Origin of the sequence: Labrenzia sp. 011 (assembly GCF_003075075.1) — a bacterium.
In the GTDB taxonomy this organism is placed as follows: Bacteria; Pseudomonadota; Alphaproteobacteria; order Rhizobiales; family Stappiaceae; genus Roseibium.
Map to the genome: position 1 here is coordinate 193,821 of NZ_QCYM01000001.1, position 15,996 is coordinate 209,816.

A 15,996-nucleotide genomic window follows, 5' to 3' on the forward strand; every position below is an offset into this window, starting at 1 on the left:
TCAGCGCTTGCCTTCGGAGACGGGATCGTCCGCGGTCACCAGCCGGCCTTCTTCCGCCTTGTAGAAATACTGGCTTGCCACCAGCCAGCCCTTGAGCGGCCTGAGCAAGGGGATGCAGGTCAGCAGGATCAGCGGCAGGGTGGTCACCAGATGAACCCAATAGGGCGCGGTGAAGACGATTTCGAGCCAGATGGCGAAGGCCACCGCCGGTATGCAGCCAAAGCAGATCACGAAGAAGGCGGGGCCGTCGGCCGGATCTGCAAAACTGAGGTCGAGGTCGCAATGGTCGCATTTGGGCTTGAGTTTCAGAAATCCGTCGAAAATGCTGCCTTCGCCGCAGCGCGGGCAACGGCCCTTGATGCCGGTCTGGATCGGCGGAACTGTCGGCCAGCTTTGCTGCGTGGTCATGGAACGCTCCTTCCTGCTGGGGCGGGGCCGCGTAAGCGGTCCGTCAATGATCCTGCCAATGGAATTGACAGGAAATATATGCAGTCAAAATCGTTCCGAATGGCAGTCAATGCAAGGTTTTTACCTGCGGCAAATTCGCGGACAGCTTCTAGAAAAAGGCTGAAGCCCGTTCCGGCGCGGTGGCCAGTGTCTCCGCAATGACGTCGAGTGCACCGTCGACCTGGTCGCGGCTGGCCGGTCCGCCGAGACACAGCCGCACCGCGTTGGGCGGCGGCCCGCAAGCCGTGAAGGCTTCGGCTTCAACCACGCCGACCGGCAGGCTTCTGATCTGGTTGGCGAAGGCCGAGGCGGTCCAGCCGTTGTCCAGATGGAGCCAGACATGAAAGCCTTCCGGGTCGGATTCGTAGCGGGCATCCCCCAGGTGCGTCTTGGTCAGCGCCTGCCGCGCGACGCATTCCATGCGGATGTGATCGCGCAACATGCGCGCCGTGCCATCTTCGATCCAGCGGGTGGAAAGGGCCATGGTTATCGGCGACACCATTACGCTGGCGGTACGCGTCGCGCGCGCAAGCTGCCAGGTGCCGCTTCTGTCGGGCGCGATCACATGGGCCAGACGCAGTCCCGCGCCCAGTGCCTTGGAGAGCGTGCCAATGTACCAGGTCACGTCCGGGGCGATTGCGGCGAAGGGCAAGGGGCTGTTGCGGCAAAGCGCGCCATAGGCATCGTCTTCGATGATCGGCACGCCGTATTGCCGGGCAATTGCGGCCAGTGCCTTGCGCCGTGCGACGGGAATGGTTCGAGTCGTCGGGTTCTGCAGCGTCGGATTGAGGTAGAGCGCGGCCAGGTCGCCAATGGAGCATGCACTGCGAAAGGCGTCCGGATCGACGCCGTCCGCGTCGACCGGCAGACCGGTCAGGCGCAGGCCCATCTGGCTGCACAACGAGCGGATGCCGGCATAGGTCACCGCCTCGCAGGCGATGCGATCACCGGGACGGGCGAGTATGGAAACAATACCGGCAAGAGCGGCCTGGGCTCCGGCAGCGAACTGGACCGATTGCGGGGCCGGCGACAGACCCGCGTCCCGAAGCCATCTGACGGCCATCTGCCGATCCGGTCCGTCCGCGTCGGGCGTCTGGTAACGCAGCAGCGCTGGAAGGTCTGCGGAGATCCTGCCGAAACCTTGCCTGAGATGCGCCAGCAGGACCGGGTCGTCGGGTTCCGGGGGCAGGTTCATGGAAAAATCGGGCGCCGGATTGCGTCTCGGCTCCTGAGACGGCAGCGAGGCGGATGGGGCGGAGGCGACATCCGGCGCGGTGACGAAACTGCCGCTGCCGACGCGTGCGGTAATCAGTCCGCGCCGCCGCGCTTCTGCATAGCCGCGCGCGACCGTGGTGAAGTCGAGATCCAGCCGGGCGGCCAGCTGTCGTTGCGCGGGCAGGCGGTTGCCGTCGGCAAGACGTCCGGCCGCCAGATCCGCAGCGATGGCATCCGCGATGGCCAGATAGCGTGGCGCTGTGCTTCGGGAGAGATCCGGGCACCAGTCGGTCATTCGGGCGGGCTTTCGTCAATTGAATGGAAATTGACTGTATATTATCCGGCTGTCAGTCGTCAATTGATCGGGCTTGCTCCAGCACCTCTACCGACAGGACGGTCGGCAGGTGCCGGGCGATTTCCCGCCAGCTTTCGCCCTCGTCGAGACTTGCGAAGATGGAACCGGAATTGGTGCCGAAATAAAGCCCTGCCGGATCGCGCGTGTCGCCGGCCATCGCCTGGCGCAGCACTGTGAAGAAGCAGGCCTCCTGGGGCAGCCCTTCACGTTTGGCCTGCCAGGTCTCGCCGCCGTCTTGCGATTTCCATACGGCCGCGGCCGCATCGGGCGGAAACCGGCCGCCAGCATCGCTGTTGAGTGGTATGGTCCACAGTGTTTGCGGATCGCGCGGATGTACCCGGACCGGAAAGCCGAAGGTCGAGGGCAGGCCGTCGGTGATATTGTCCCAGCTCCGCCCGCCGTCGGGCGAGCGCCAGACGCCGTGATGATTCTGCTGGTAGAGCAAGTCGTTATCGCCAGGCGCGCGCATCATGTTGTGCACACAGTGGCCGGTTTCCCCGTCGCGCGGTGCGGCTGGATGGTTGTGGCCTTCGCTGTCGGCCCCATTGGAAAGGCGATTGCGCCGCTCCCAGGTAATGCCGCCGTCCTCGCTGGCGAAGATGCCCGCCGCGGAAATGCCGATCCAGAGTTTTTCCGGGTCAACAGGATGGGAAACGATCGTATGCAGCACAAGACCCGCCGCGCCTCCGTTCCAGCTGTCGGCTGTGGGATGGTTGGCGAGGCCTTCCAGATGTTCAAAGCTTCTGCCCCCATTGGAGCTGGCAAGGAAGCATGCCGGTTTCGTCCCGGCGTAAAGCTTGCCATGAGCAAATTCCAGCGACCAGATCTGCGAAAAGGCATCGTCGAAGGGCGCTGGTTCCGGGGTCCAGTTGAGGAAGGCGGCCGTGTCCGGGTCGTTGGCGGCCCATTCGTCCATCGTTCCCCTGGTCAGCTTGCAAAGTTCCCAGATGTCCCCGCCATCGCTGGATCGCCAGACACCTGCCCCGTACCAGTCTCCGCCCCCTCCGGCCCAGATCGTGCCGGTTCTCGCATCGCCGATTACGTGGTTGATCGGCCAGCCGTTGCACAGGGGGCCTTTCACCGCCCAGCCGGATCTTTCCGGGCCGCCGGATAACAGGAACGCTCCCTTTGTGGTTCCAACCAGTACTGTCAATTCCCCTGTGGTCATTGGTTGCCTCCTCGCATGAGGGACGCATTTTACCATGGGATCGGGGCTGGCACGCGACTCTTTGCGGGCTTGCGGCAGGGCGCGGGTCCTGACAGCATGGCCCGATTGGTTTCGCGAAACTCGGAAGAAGCGGATGAGCGAAGAGGAAGACCGTCCGGGAGATCCGGTCTGCTATGCCTGCAGGATCGTCGGCGGACATTTCGTCGACCCGCAGACCTTCAGGGATGTCAGCCGCTTCCGCAAATCGGAACGCACTCGCCTCATGGAGAGACGGCAGCGGATGGAAAACGCCGAACGGCGGCACAAGACCACCGCATTGATCGCCAACCTGCAAGGGTTTCTGCAGGCGAGATCTTTCGGGAAAATCGCGGTCTACTGGCCCATCCGCGGAGAACCGGACCTGCGCTCCCTGATGACGGATCTGACGGAGGCAGGCCGCACGGTTCTGCTTCCCGTCGTGGTGGAAAAGGAAGCGCCGCTCCAGTTCCTCCCCTGGTACCCCGGCTGTGCCATGACACGCGGGATCTGGAACATTCCTGTTCCTGCCGGGGGGGAGGCCGACGTGCCGGATATCATCCTCTCGCCGCTGGTCGGCGTTGATGATGACAAGTTCCGCCTCGGCAACGGTGGCGGATATTACGACCGCACCCTGGCCGCCTTCGACCGCAAGCCCCTGACGGTCGGCGTGGGGTTCGAATTCTGCCGCATGCCGACGATTTTCCCCTTGCCCTGGGATATCCCCATGGACGCTGTCGTGACGGAAGAGGGGTGATGTTCGCGACAGGGGCACTCTGAGCGGGAAGGGTGCCGGGTCACGTTCATTGACCCTGTCAGATATTGGTATGGCGCACCGCTTCTGGTGAAGCCCGCGTGGCCGCCGATATCGGGTGTCAGGAGACCGGCGGTGTCCAGAAAAAGGAGCGGCAGCCTGCCCGAAATGCAGGTGGCTCCGCGTTCAACCGGATGGAATGATCTTCGGGAGGGAACCGTGTGACGGCGCGGACCGATGCGCGTCAGGGCCAGACCAGGTCGGCAGGCGCGTCCTCGCAGCCGCCTGCGGTCACGCGTGTGCCCTTGACCCTCGCCTTGCCGCTGGCCACCAGCGCCAGGGCCTTCGGATAGATCTTGTGTTCGACCTCCAGCACGCGCGCCGCAAGCGTATCCGGCGTGTCGGAGTCGAGCACCGGCACGGCGCCCTGGGCGATGATCGGACCGTCGTCCATCTCCGCCGAGACGAAATGCACCGTCGCGCCGTGAAGCTTGACCCCTTCCTCCAGGGCCCGTTCATGGGTGGCCAGACCCCTGAAGGAGGGCAGAAGAGCCGGATGAATGTTGATCATCCGGTTCGCCCATGCATTGACGAGATAGGGCGTGAGGATGCGCATGAAGCCGGCCAGGGCGACAAGCTCTATGCGGTGCTCCTTCAGGATCGCATCCACCTGCCGCTCGAAGGCTTCCCGGTCGCCGGCAAAGTCCTTGTGGTCGACCACGGCGGTGGCGATCCCCAGGTCCGCGGCGCGCTCAAGTCCCTGTGCGTCCGGGCGGTTGGAAAGCACAAGGGCGATCTCCGCCGGATATTCCGGCTGCATGGCCGCCGAAATCAGCGCGGTCATGTTGGAGCCGCGCCCGGAGATCAGGATGGCGGTTTTCCTGCGCGTCATGCGGAAGACCCTGCGGAGAAGGTCAGGCTGTTGTCGAAGAGGACGGGGCTGCTGCCTTCTGCTTCGATCCGGCCGATCGCCGTCACCGTTTCGCCCGCGTCCCTCAGGACCTGACAGACGGCCTCCGCCTCGTCCTTGGCAACCACGGCCACCATGCCGATGCCGCAGTTGAAGGTGCGCAGCAATTCGGCCTGCGCCACGCCGCCGGTCTCGGCCAGCCAGCCGAAGACGGGCGGTGCACCGATCCGGGCAAGATCGATCCGCGCCGAACAGTTGTCCGGCAGCACGCGCGGCAGGTTTTCCGGAAGACCGCCGCCGGTGATATGCGCGAGTGCCTTGATGCCGGAGGTTTCCCTGAGTGCGGCCAGCAACGGTTTGACGTAGATCCGCGTCGGCTCCATCAGCGCTTCGCCCAGCGACCTGTCGCTGTCGAAGGGAGCAGCATCGGACCAGGTCAGCCCGGAAAGCTCGATGATCTTGCGGACCATGGAATAGCCGTTGGAATGCACGCCGGAGGACGCAAGGCCGAGCAGCACGTCGCCCTCGGCGACATCCTTGCGCGGCAGGATGGCGCCGCGTTCCACCGCACCGACCGAAAAACCGGCGAGGTCGTAGTCGCCCTGAACGTACATGCCGGGCATTTCGGCGGTCTCGCCGCCGATCAGCGCCGCGCCGGCCAGTCGGCAGCCGTCGGCAATACCCGCAACAACATCTGTCGCGGTCTCCACATCCAGCGAACCGGTTGCGAAATAGTCCAGAAAGAACAGCGGCTCGGCACCCTGGACCACCAGGTCGTTGACGCACATGGCCACCAGGTCGATCCCGACGGTGCGGTGCCGGCCGGTTTCGATGGCGATTTTCAGCTTGGTGCCGACACCGTCGTTGGCGGCCACCAGGACAGGATCTGTAAAGCCGGCGCTCTTGAGGTCGAACAGGCCGCCGAAACCGCCGATGTCGCTGTCCGCGCCCGGCCGTGAGGTGGCCTTGACCAGAGGCTTGATGCGCTTGACCAGTTCGTTTCCGGCGTCGATGTCGACACCGGCAGCCGCGTAGGTCAGGCCATTGCTGGGCGGGGTGGTCTGGCTCATGGTGCGCTCCGGAACTTCGTGCGGTTGGCTGTGCCAACGCGGCTTACAGTCTGATGCCTCGGAAAACAAGAGGGCAGGCCGTCTCCGGTCGTGCCTGCGCCGCCTGCCGGGCTTGACCGGCGGGCGGCTTTGCGCCCATGTGCTGGTCAGCGACGACTTTCAAGATCCGTTTCGTGAGGAGCCATTCATGTCACTTCGCCGTCAGGTCCAATTCTGGCTGCTGTCCCTGGCGGTGTTCTGCGCCTTTCTGTATGTGTTTTCCGGCGTGCTTCTGCCCTTTGTGGCCGGCATGGCGGTCGCCTATCTGCTCGACCCGGTCTGCGACCGGCTGGAGCGGCTCGGTATCGGGCGGATGTGGGCGACCCTCACCATTCTCCTGGCGTTCGTCTTCGTTCTGGTGCTGTTTTTCGTTCTGGTGCTGCCGGTGCTGGGCAATCAGCTGGCAACTTTCCTGGAAAACTTTCCCGAGCTTGTCCGAAAGCTCGAGGGTCTTCTGTCGAAAAGTCTCGGGTCCGGGCTTGCCGCGGCTGCCGGCCTCGAGGCGGAGGACCTGCAGGGGACCATGTCCAATCTGATCGGTCAGGGAGCATCCTTCGTCGGCAAGCTCGCCCAGTCCCTTTGGAGTGGAGGACAGGCGCTGCTGTCGATCCTTTCCCTGTTCGTCATTACGCCGGTTGTTGCCTTCTATCTGCTGCTGGACTGGGATCGCATGGTCGAGCGTATCGACAGCTGGCTGCCGCGCGAACATCTTGCCGAAATCCGGGAACTTGCCCGGGAAATGGATGCGGCCGTGGCCGGCTTCGTGCGCGGCCAGGTGTCCGTCTGCCTCATCCTCGGGGCATTCTACGCCGTCTCCCTGGCTGCGGTCGGGCTCAATTTCGGTCTTCTGATCGGTATGGGAGCCGGGCTCGTCAGCTTCATTCCCTTTGTCGGCGCGGGGCTCGGCCTTGTGCTTTCCGTCGGTGTGGCGCTGGTGCAGTTCTGGCCCGATTGGCCATGGATCGTCGCCGTCGCGGCGGTATTTGCGGTCGGCCAGTTTCTGGAGGGCAATATTCTCCAGCCGAAACTCGTCGGTGAGAGCACGGGCCTGCACCCGGTAACATTGATGTTCGCTCTCTTCGCCTTTGGATATCTCTTTGGATTTGTGGGGATGTTGATCGCGGTTCCGGCCGCCGCCATGATCGGCGTGCTTGCGCGCTTTGCTCTTAGGCAGTACCTAGCGAGCCCGGTATACCGGGGAACCGGACGGCCGGGCGAGGTCCCGGATGACAGTGTAGAAGAGTAAGTATCAGAGCCATGGCGGAACCACCGCGCCAGTTGCCGTTAGACCTGCCCCATGAAGCCGCGCTCAGCCGCGAGGACTATCTGGTCGGTGGCTCGAACCGCGCGGCATTCGAACTTCTGGAGCGCTGGCCGCACTGGCCGTCGCCGGTGGTGGTACTGGCCGGGCCCGTGGGCTCCGGCAAGACCCATCTTGTCAGGGCCTTCCAGGAGGAAACGGGAGCGGCCGTCATCGCCGCGAGGGATCTGAGGGAAGGGGCCGTCGAACGTCTTGTCGCGGCCCCGGCGGCGGTGGTCGAGGACGCCCATCGCGGTGTCGACAACACCGCGCTGTTCCATCTGCTGAACGCGGCAAGGCAGGCGGACAGGACCGTGCTGATCACCAGCCGCACATGGCCGGCAGGCTGGAATATCTCGCTTCCCGATCTCATGTCGCGTCTGCGCGCGGCCACGCCCGTGGAAATTCAGGAGCCCGACGACGATCTGCTGCGCCGGGTTCTGGTCAAGCTCTTCGCCGACCGGCAGATTTCCGTGGATATCGGCGTGGTGGACTATCTGGTCGTTCGCATGGAACGCTCGCTTGAGGTCGCCATGCGTGCGGTGGAGGCAATCGACCGGGAAGCGCTGGCCGGCCGTGTGGGCATCAGCAAGCCACTGGTCGGCCGCGTTCTTGAAAATGTGCATAAGGGCGCGTGAGCGGCCTGATTGCCAAGGGACTGTCATTTGCCCGCTCACGAGTCCATGCTAGGCCACGGTCGCTTGAACGCGCATGAAATGGCTTGAGGCGAATTGCTCCCCCTGAGGGAGCGGAAGTGCAGGAAATGTGGTGGTTCAGTATCAAATCTTTCGCGACGCCGGGGCGGAGCAATCCGGACGGGTCCGCAGGACAGGGACAATGGTTTCCCCTCGCAGTGACAGCGCGCTTGACCGGGCAGGCGGCAATTTCCTGCGCGCGCGCAACAGACCGGTAGATGGGATGATGCCATGAACGAAACGTCTGAATTCTCCGATATGCTGCCCTCATCGTCCCCTGCGGCGGTCACACCGGCACGGGGTCGGGACCCCGGCGGGGACGGGGAGACCGGCGCCAGCCTGGCGACATCTCCGGCCCGTTTCATGAACCGGGAGCTTTCCTGGCTGCAGTTCAATCGCCGGGTACTTGAAGAGGCGATGAACGAGACCCATCCGCTGCTGGAACGCATCCGCTTCCTGTCGATTTCCGCCAACAACCTCGACGAGTTCTTCATGGTGCGCGTGGCCGGTCTGCGCGGCCAGCACCGGGCCGAGGTCAGGAACCTGTCCGACGACGGTCTGACCCCGTCCGAACAGCTTCAGAAGATCAGCGAGGCCGTTCGCGAGCTGCAGGCCTCGCAGCAGGAGATCTGGGGCGAGTTGCGCCACGAGATCGTCGACAAGGGGATCGAGATCCTCAAGGGCGATACGCTGGATGACGACGACCTGGCCTGGCTGAAGGACTATTTTCTTGCCTATGTGTTTCCGGTCCTGACGCCGCTTGCCATCGATCCGGCGCATCCGTTTCCGTTCATTCCCAATCTGGGTTTTTCGATCGTGTTCGAGCTGGCGCCCACGGCCGGCGGACGCGGCATGATCGCGCTGCTCAGAATTCCCAACCAGGTCGACCGTTTCGTCCAGTTGCCCGTCAGTGGCGGCAGCACCGCCCGGTTCATCGCGATCGAACGGGTCGTCAGCCTGTTCATCGGGCGGCTGTTCCCGGGATACCAGATCCGCGGCAAGGGTGCGTTCCGGGTGATCCGTGACAGCGACCTTGAAATCGAGGAAGAAGCGGAAGATCTGGTGCGGCTTTTCGAAAGCGCACTGAAACGGCGCCGCCGCGGTTCCGTGATCCGCCTGGAAATCCAGGACACGACTCCTCCGGCCCTGCGCGACTTCGTGGCCGGGGCCCTGCAGGTGAGCGAGAACGAGATCTTTCTGGCCAATGGCCTGCTGGCGCTGAACAACCTGTCGCAGATCGTCGATCTGGAACGGCCGGACCTGAAATTCGAGCCCTATACGGCCCGCTTCCCGGAGCGCATTCGCGAACATGGCGGCGATTGCCTGGCGGCGATCCACCAGAAGGACATCATCGTCCATCATCCCTATGAGTCCTTCGACGTGGTCGTGCAGTATCTGCGCCAGGCCGCGCGCGATCCGGATGTCGTTGCCATCAAGCAGACGCTCTACCGCACGTCAAACAACAGCCCCATCGTCAAGGCGCTGGCCGAGGCGGCCGAGGCCGGAAAGTCGGTCACCGCGCTGGTGGAACTGAAGGCGCGTTTCGACGAGGAGGCCAATATCAAATGGGCGCGCGATCTGGAACGCGCCGGTGTGCAGGTTGTCTTCGGTTTCATCGAACTGAAGACCCACTCGAAACTCTCCATGGTCATCAAGCGCGAGCAGGGCCAGCTCAAGACCTACTGCCATATCGGGACCGGCAACTATCACCCGATCACCGCACGGATCTACGAGGACCTGTCCTTCTTCACCGACGATCCGGGCATCGCGGAAGATGCGGCCCGTGTCTTCAACTACATCACCGGATATGCGGAGCCGGCCGAACTCAACAATCTGGTTGTTTCGCCGGTCAACCTGCGCCGGCGCATGCTGGAACTGACCGAGGCCGAGATCGGCCACGCGAAGGCCGGCAGACCGGCGCAGATCTGGATGAAGATGAATTCCCTTGTGGACTCGGAGATCATCGACGCGCTCTACCGGGCCAGTCAGGCCGGCGTGCAGATCGATCTCATCATCCGCGGTATCTGCTGCCTGCGTCCCGGCATCAACGGACTGTCGGAAAACATCCGGGTCAAGTCCATCGTCGGGCGGTTCCTGGAACATTCGCGGATCTACTGCTTCGGCAACGGGGAGGGCCTGCCGTCCCCGAAGGCCCATGTCTATATCGGCTCGGCAGATCTCATGCCGCGCAACATCGATCGCCGCGTCGAGGTTCTGGCGCCCCTGCTGACACCGACCGTGCACGAGCAGGTGCTGGACCAGATCATGGTCGCCAATCTCAAGGACAATCAGCAAAGCTGGCGGATCCTTTCCGATGGCAGCCATGAGCGGATTCAGCCCGGAGCGAATGAGGAACCCTTCAACGCCCACCGGTATTTCATGACCAATCCGTCCCTGTCGGGACGTGGCAAGTCCCTGAAGAGCGATCGGCCCAAGCCGTTCCTGAAACGGCAAAAACGAGGTTAGCATGACACGCCAGTTCAAGCCGGCCCGCGGCCGTCTCAACGGCTCCGGTCCGGTTGCCGTTGTGGACATCGGGTCGAACTCGGTGCGTCTCGTGATCTACGAGCGCCTTGCCCGCACGCCCACCATGCTCTTCAACGAGAAACTGCTTGCCGGGCTTGGCCGGGGCGTCGCGGCGACCGGCCGCATGGCGGAGGATTCGGTCAACCTGGCGCTGGGCGAGCTGGCGCGGTTCAAGGCACTGATCGAACACACCGGCTGCAAGGAACTCCATATCGTCGCAACCGCCGCCGCACGCGATTCCGAAAACGGCCCGGCCTTCGTCCGCAAGGTGGAAACGTTTCTGGAGGCGCCTGTCCGCATTCTGGACGGCAGCGAGGAAGCCTATTATTCGGCTCTCGGGGTGATCGCCGGATTCTGGCAACCGCGCGGCATCGTCGGCGACATGGGCGGCGGCAGTCTCGAGCTGGTGGAAATCTCGCAGGGCGTGCCCGGGGTCGGCGCCACTTTCCCTCTCGGCGGACTGCGCCTTTCCGAAGAGGCGGACGGCAAGCTCGCCAAGGCGGGAAAAATCGCCGAAGAGGCGCTCCGGGGCTATGACTGGCCCGACCTTGCTCCGGGAGAGCGGACATTCTACGCCGTGGGCGGCACGTGGCGCTCCCTGGGTCGTCTCCATCTGATCCAGAATAATTACCCCTTGCACGTGATGCATAACTACGAAATCAACGCCGAGGAGGCGATCGAGTTCTGCCGGAAGATCGCGGTGCCCAATCTCGAGGGCGTCGAAAAGTCGGACGTCGTCTCCAAGCAGCGTCGCCCGCTGGTGCCCGTCGGGGCCGTGGTTCTGGAACAGGTTCTGACCGCCATGAAGGCCGAGCGCCTCGTGTTTTCCGCAACCGGCGTTCGCGAGGGGCTGCTGCACGAAAAACTGCCGCCGGAGATGCAGGCCCACGATCCGGTCATCGAGGCATCCCGGGAACTCTGCATCCTGCGGTCCCGCTCACCGGACCACGCCGAGGAACTCATCGCGTGGACCGATGCCCTGTTCAGGGAACTGGAGATCGAGGAAACCGCCAACGAGACCCGGCTGCGGCATGCGGCCTGTCTCCTGTCGGATATCGGCTGGCGGGCGCATCCGGACTACCGGGGGGAGCAGAGCCTCAACATCATTTCCAACGCATCCTTCGTCGGTCTCGATCACGCCAGCCGCGCCTATCTTTCGGCGGCCGTGTTCTATCGGCACGAAGGGTTGCGGGAAGGGGCCCTGTCGCCTGTCGTCCTGCATCTTTTCACCGACCGGCTGCGTATCCGGGCCAAGGTGCTGGGCGCTGCCTTGCGTGTCGCCTCGTTGCTGAGCGCCTCAATGGCGGGCCTTTTACCGAAGGTCGGTCTCGAGAAGACGAAAGACGGTCTGACGCTGAATCTGGGAACGGATCTCGCCATGCTCGACGGAGAGCGCCTGCGCAAGCGGGTCAATCAGCTCGGCAAGACGGTCGACACGGCGGTATCGGTGCGTTCCGGCTGACCGGACCGGTGCCTACTCCGCCGCCACTGTTTCCAGGTCTTCCTGGGGCGGCTGGTCGAGCGCCACGATCTGCTTGTTCCGGAAGGCGAGCGCGACTTCGCCGTGCTTGAGCTTCAGCGCGGTTTCCCCGAAGAGTTCCCGGCGCCAGCCCCTCATTGCGGCAACATCGGCATCGTCGTCTGCGGCGATCTTTTCAAGATCGTCGACCGTGGCGATCACCTTCGCCGCAACGCCGTTGGCTTCGCTCACAAGTTTCAGCAGAACTTTCAGCAGATCAACCGCCGCCGCTGATCCGTCCGGCGCCTGTCGGCCCTTCGGCAGCCTGGGCAGCTTGTCCCTGGGCAGATCCAGCGCGCGTTTCACCGCCTTGAGAATGTCGTCGGCGGATTTGGAGCGTTCGAACCCGCGCGGAATGGTTCGCAGCCGTCCGAGCGCTTCGCTGTCCTGCGGCTGCTGGGCGGCGAGTTCATAGATGGCGTCGTCCTTGATCACCCGGCTTCTGGGAACGTTGCGCGCCTGCGCTTCCGTCTCACGCCAGGCGGCGACTTCCATCATCACGGCCAGTTCGATCGGCTTGCGCACCCGCAGCTTCAACCGTTTCCAGGCCTGTTCGGGATCCGTGCGGTAGGTGCCCACGGAGGTCAGGACCTCCATCTCGTCCTGAACCCAATGGCTGCGGTTCTGCTCGGCAAGATTGGCCTTCAGGAACTGATAGGCATCGCGCAGATGGGTGACATCGGCGAGCGCGTAATCGAGCTGCTTGGTCGTCAGCGGCCGCCGCGCCCAGTCGGTGAAGCGGGACGACTTGTCGATCTGGGCACCGGTGACCTTGTAGACCAGTTGATCGTAGGAAATGGAATCACCGAAGCCGCACACCATCGCCGCGACCTGGGTGTCGAACAGCGGTGCGGGAATCAGCCCGCCCAGATGATAGACGATTTCGATATCCTGGCGCGCGGCGTGAAACACCTTTGTCACACTGTCGTCGCGCATGAGGTCGAAAAAGGGTTCCAGATCGAGCCCTTCGGCGAGGGCGTCGACGATGAAGGCCAGATCCGGCCCGGCCATCTGAATCACGCACAGCTTGGGCCAGAAAGTGGTTTCACGGAGAAATTCCGTGTCCACTGTCACATAGTCGTTGGCTGCAAGGCGCTGACAGGCAGCGGCGAGGTCTTTTGTTTTTGTAATCACATGCATGGTGACCGAGAGCTATACCCGAGTTCTGCCGCTTTGTCGCCACGAAATGGTAAAAAATCCGTCCGGGAACCCTTGAAAAGGCGCAATATGTGCGCCTATGTTGAGCTGGCAGGCTGACGGCACGCGGATTCGAAACGGGGAGAGCATATGCGCAGGATTTTGGTGGTGAATTCGAAGGGCGGATGCGGCAAGACCACGATCGCCACGAATCTTGCGGTGGCCTTCGCGGTTCGGGGGGACGACGTTGCGCTGGCGGATGCGGACCGTCAGAAGTCCAGTCTGTCGTGGGTCAGGCGCCGGCCGGAAAATCTTGCAAGGATCGAGGGCCTCAACTGGAGCAAGGAAGAGGCGATCGGCGACAGGGACAGGAAGCTGGACGCCATCGTGATCGACGGCCCGGGCGGGCTGCGGTCGGAGCTCGCCAGGAACCTCATTGCCGAAGCCACCGACATCGTCGTGCCGGTCCTGGCCTCCGCCTTCGACTGGGACGCGACGCTGAAATTCCTGGACGGGATTTCCGACATCAAGCGCGTCCGCAAGGGCAAGGCGGATATTTTCGTGGTCGCCAACCGGATCAACCGCCGCTCGACCCAGGTGAGTGATCTGGAAAAGACACTCGCCAGGAAAGGCTATCCCGTGCTCGCCCGGATTTCCGATCGGGTGGCCTACGCCCGCCATGCTGCGGCGGGCTCCGGCGTGTTCGATTATTCCGACGCACGTGCCCACGAGGTCCGCGGCCAGTGGCATCCCTTGCTGCAGGCCGTGGAGGCCTGAAACCGACACCCGCCGGTCGGCAATGCAAACAAGGGGACCGGCAAGCGCTGCACAAGCCTCTCCCTTGACTTTCGCCGCGCAACATGGCTTTTGCAGCCGGACACGGCCTGCCTCTGGCGGGCCGTAATGGTTTTCCATGGAAAAACAAGAACTGTCGAGGAACGAGAATGCACCCCTACCGTAGCCACACTTGCGGTGATCTCCGTCTGTCCGATGAGGGAGAGACCATCCGTCTTTCCGGCTGGGTCCACAGGGTCCGAGATCATGGCGGGGTGCTCTTCATCGATCTGCGCGACCATTACGGCGTGACCCAATGTGTGGTCGATCCGGATTCAGCCGCTTTCAAGCTGGCCGAATCCGTGCGCTCGGAATGGTGTATCCGCATCGACGGGAACGTGAAGAAGCGGTCGGAAGAAACCGTCAATCCGGATCTGCCGACCGGCGGGATCGAGGTCTTCATCCGTGAGCTGGAAGTGCTCGGGGCTGCCCGGGAACTGCCGCTGCCGGTTTTCGGTGATCAGGAGTATCCGGAAGAAGTCCGCCTGAAATACCGCTTCCTGGACCTGCGCCGCGAGAAGCTGCACGAAAACATGATCCTGCGGTCCAATGTGGTGCGCGACCTGCGCGACCGCATGTGGGACATCGGCTTCAACGAATTCCAGACACCGATCATCACCGCGTCCTCACCGGAAGGCGCCCGTGACTTTCTGGTGCCCTCCCGGCTGCATCCGGGCAAATTCTACGCGCTTCCGCAGGCGCCGCAGCAGTTCAAGCAGCTGCTGATGGTTTCCGGTTTCGACCGGTATTTCCAGATCGCACCATGCTTCCGCGACGAGGACCCGCGTGCCGACCGTTCTCCGACGGATTTCTACCAGCTCGACATGGAAATGTCCTTCGTTACCCAGCAGGACGTGTTCGACACCATCGAACCGGTGATTGCCGGCTGTTTCGAGCGCTTCGGCAAGGGCCGTCCGGTCAACCGCAACTGGCCGCAGATTTCCTACAAGGATTCGGCACTCTGGTACGGAACCGACAAGCCGGACCTGCGCAACCCGATCAGGATGCAGATCGTCTCCGAGCATTTCGCCGGATCCGGTTTTGCCATCTTCGCAAATCTTCTGGAGCAGCCGGGCACGGAAATCCGTGCGATTCCTGCGCCCAAGGGCGGCAGCCGCAAGTTCTGCGACCGGATGAACAAGTTTGCCCAGGAACAGGGCCTGCCGGGCATGGGCTATATTTTCTGGCGCAAGGCGGAAGACGGTTCCACGGAAGCCGCCGGTCCGCTCGCCAAGAATATCGGTCCGGAACGCACCGAGGCCATCCGTGTGCAGCTCGGTCTCGAGTCCGGCGATGCGGCCTTTTTCCTTGCCGGCAAGCCGAAGCAGTTCGAACCGGTGGCGGCCAAGGCCCGGGTGATCATCGGCGAGGAACTCGGCCACACCGACAAGGATCGCTTCGAATTCGCCTGGGTCGTCGACTTCCCGATCTACGAGCGCGACGAGGAAACCGGCGAGATCGACTTCGAGCACAACCCGTTCTCCATGCCGCAGGGCGGAATGGAAGCGCTGGAAGGGGATCCGCTCGAGGTTCTCGGCTATCAGTACGATCTGGCCTGCAACGGTCATGAGCTGCTGTCCGGCGCCATCCGGAACCACAAGCCGGAAATCATGTACAAGGCCTTCGAGATCGCCGGCTATCCGGCCGAGGAAGTCGACAAGCGGTTCGGCGGCATGGTCAATGCGTTCCAGTACGGCGCTCCGCCGCACGGCGGTTGCGCGGCCGGCATCGACCGTATGGTCATGCTGCTGGCGGACGAGGCCAATATTCGCGAGGTCATGCTCTTCCCGATGAACCAGAAGGCGGAAGACCTGATGATGGGAGCGCCCGGCGACGTGACGCCCGCCCAGCTTCGCGACCTGCACCTGCGTCTGAACCTGCCGGAAGACTGACTGGGGACTGACCGGGGTCCACTTGCGGCCAGGCATGAAATGGGAGTACCTCTCTTGCAGAGGGCTTAGAGGCCGGCTCCGCTGGCCTCCCGCATTTCGGGTTCGGTAACTTACGGAAAG

13 protein-coding genes are annotated in these 15,996 nt (G+C 63.3%); 7 read left to right on the top strand and 6 right to left on the bottom strand.

Going from position 1 to position 15,996, the window contains the following annotated elements; all coding sequences use genetic code 11:
- From DCO57_RS00915 to DCO57_RS00925, 3 genes are all read right to left on the bottom strand, one after another.
- Positions 1–408 (bottom strand): DUF983 domain-containing protein, encoded by a 408-nt coding sequence (locus DCO57_RS00915; RefSeq protein WP_116696974.1) that lies wholly within the window; start codon positions 406–408, stop codon positions 1–3.
- 148 nt (positions 409–556) lie between these two features.
- Positions 557–1,957, bottom strand: a complete 1,401-nt coding sequence (locus DCO57_RS00920) for a PLP-dependent aminotransferase family protein (protein ID WP_116696975.1) — start codon at positions 1,955–1,957, stop codon at positions 557–559.
- Positions 1,958–2,009: 52 nt separating this feature from the next.
- Entirely contained in the window at positions 2,010–3,185 is a 1,176-nt protein-coding gene (locus DCO57_RS00925) for an exo-alpha-sialidase (protein WP_116696976.1), read from the bottom strand.
- Between the two features lie 133 nt (positions 3,186–3,318).
- Between DCO57_RS00925 and DCO57_RS00930 the strand changes: the two genes are divergently transcribed.
- On the top strand, positions 3,319–3,957 hold the full coding sequence (locus tag DCO57_RS00930; RefSeq protein ID WP_116696977.1) for a 5-formyltetrahydrofolate cyclo-ligase: 639 nt from the start codon (positions 3,319–3,321) through the stop codon (positions 3,955–3,957).
- Positions 3,958–4,198: 241 nt separating this feature from the next.
- Here DCO57_RS00930 and purN read toward each other — a convergent pair whose 3' ends face one another.
- Positions 4,199–4,846 (bottom strand): phosphoribosylglycinamide formyltransferase, encoded by a 648-nt coding sequence (purN, locus tag DCO57_RS00935; protein ID WP_116696978.1) that lies wholly within the window; start codon positions 4,844–4,846, stop codon positions 4,199–4,201.
- Complete coding sequence (gene purM / locus DCO57_RS00940; RefSeq protein WP_116696979.1) at positions 4,843–5,934, bottom strand: phosphoribosylformylglycinamidine cyclo-ligase; 1,092 nt, start codon at positions 5,932–5,934, stop codon at positions 4,843–4,845. The genes purN and purM overlap by 4 nt, the downstream gene beginning before the upstream one ends.
- Positions 5,935–6,121: 187 nt before the next feature.
- On the opposite strand from purM, the gene DCO57_RS00945 reads away from it, so the two are divergent.
- From DCO57_RS00945 to DCO57_RS00960, 4 genes are all read left to right on the top strand, one after another.
- Positions 6,122–7,219, top strand: a complete 1,098-nt coding sequence (locus DCO57_RS00945) for an AI-2E family transporter (protein WP_116696980.1) — start codon at positions 6,122–6,124, stop codon at positions 7,217–7,219.
- 11 nt (positions 7,220–7,230) lie between these two features.
- Positions 7,231–7,911, top strand: a complete 681-nt coding sequence (locus DCO57_RS00950; protein WP_116696981.1) for a DnaA/Hda family protein — start codon at positions 7,231–7,233, stop codon at positions 7,909–7,911.
- 288 nt (positions 7,912–8,199) lie between these two features.
- Positions 8,200–10,434 carry an RNA degradosome polyphosphate kinase gene (locus DCO57_RS00955; protein ID WP_205756048.1) on the top strand — a complete coding sequence of 745 codons (2,235 nt, stop codon included), beginning with the start codon at positions 8,200–8,202 and terminating at the stop codon, positions 10,432–10,434.
- Between the two features lies 1 nt (position 10,435).
- Positions 10,436–11,956 (top strand): Ppx/GppA phosphatase family protein, encoded by a 1,521-nt coding sequence (locus DCO57_RS00960; RefSeq protein ID WP_116696982.1) that lies wholly within the window; start codon positions 10,436–10,438, stop codon positions 11,954–11,956.
- Between the two features lie 12 nt (positions 11,957–11,968).
- On the opposite strand, the gene rnd is transcribed toward DCO57_RS00960, so the two are convergent.
- Positions 11,969–13,147, bottom strand: coding sequence for a ribonuclease D (gene rnd / locus DCO57_RS00965; RefSeq protein WP_208977716.1), 1,179 nt, complete (start codon positions 13,145–13,147; stop codon positions 11,969–11,971).
- 153 nt (positions 13,148–13,300) lie between these two features.
- Between rnd and DCO57_RS00970 the strand changes: the two genes are divergently transcribed.
- The gene (locus DCO57_RS00970; RefSeq protein ID WP_116696984.1) at positions 13,301–13,927 is read left to right on the top strand and encodes a ParA family protein; all 627 of its coding nucleotides are present in this window, start codon (positions 13,301–13,303) and stop codon (positions 13,925–13,927) included.
- A gap of 167 nt (positions 13,928–14,094) precedes the next feature.
- Positions 14,095–15,876 carry an aspartate--tRNA ligase gene (gene aspS / locus DCO57_RS00975; RefSeq protein ID WP_116696985.1) on the top strand — a complete coding sequence of 594 codons (1,782 nt, stop codon included), beginning with the start codon at positions 14,095–14,097 and terminating at the stop codon, positions 15,874–15,876.
- The last annotated feature ends 120 nt before the right edge of the window (positions 15,877–15,996 follow it).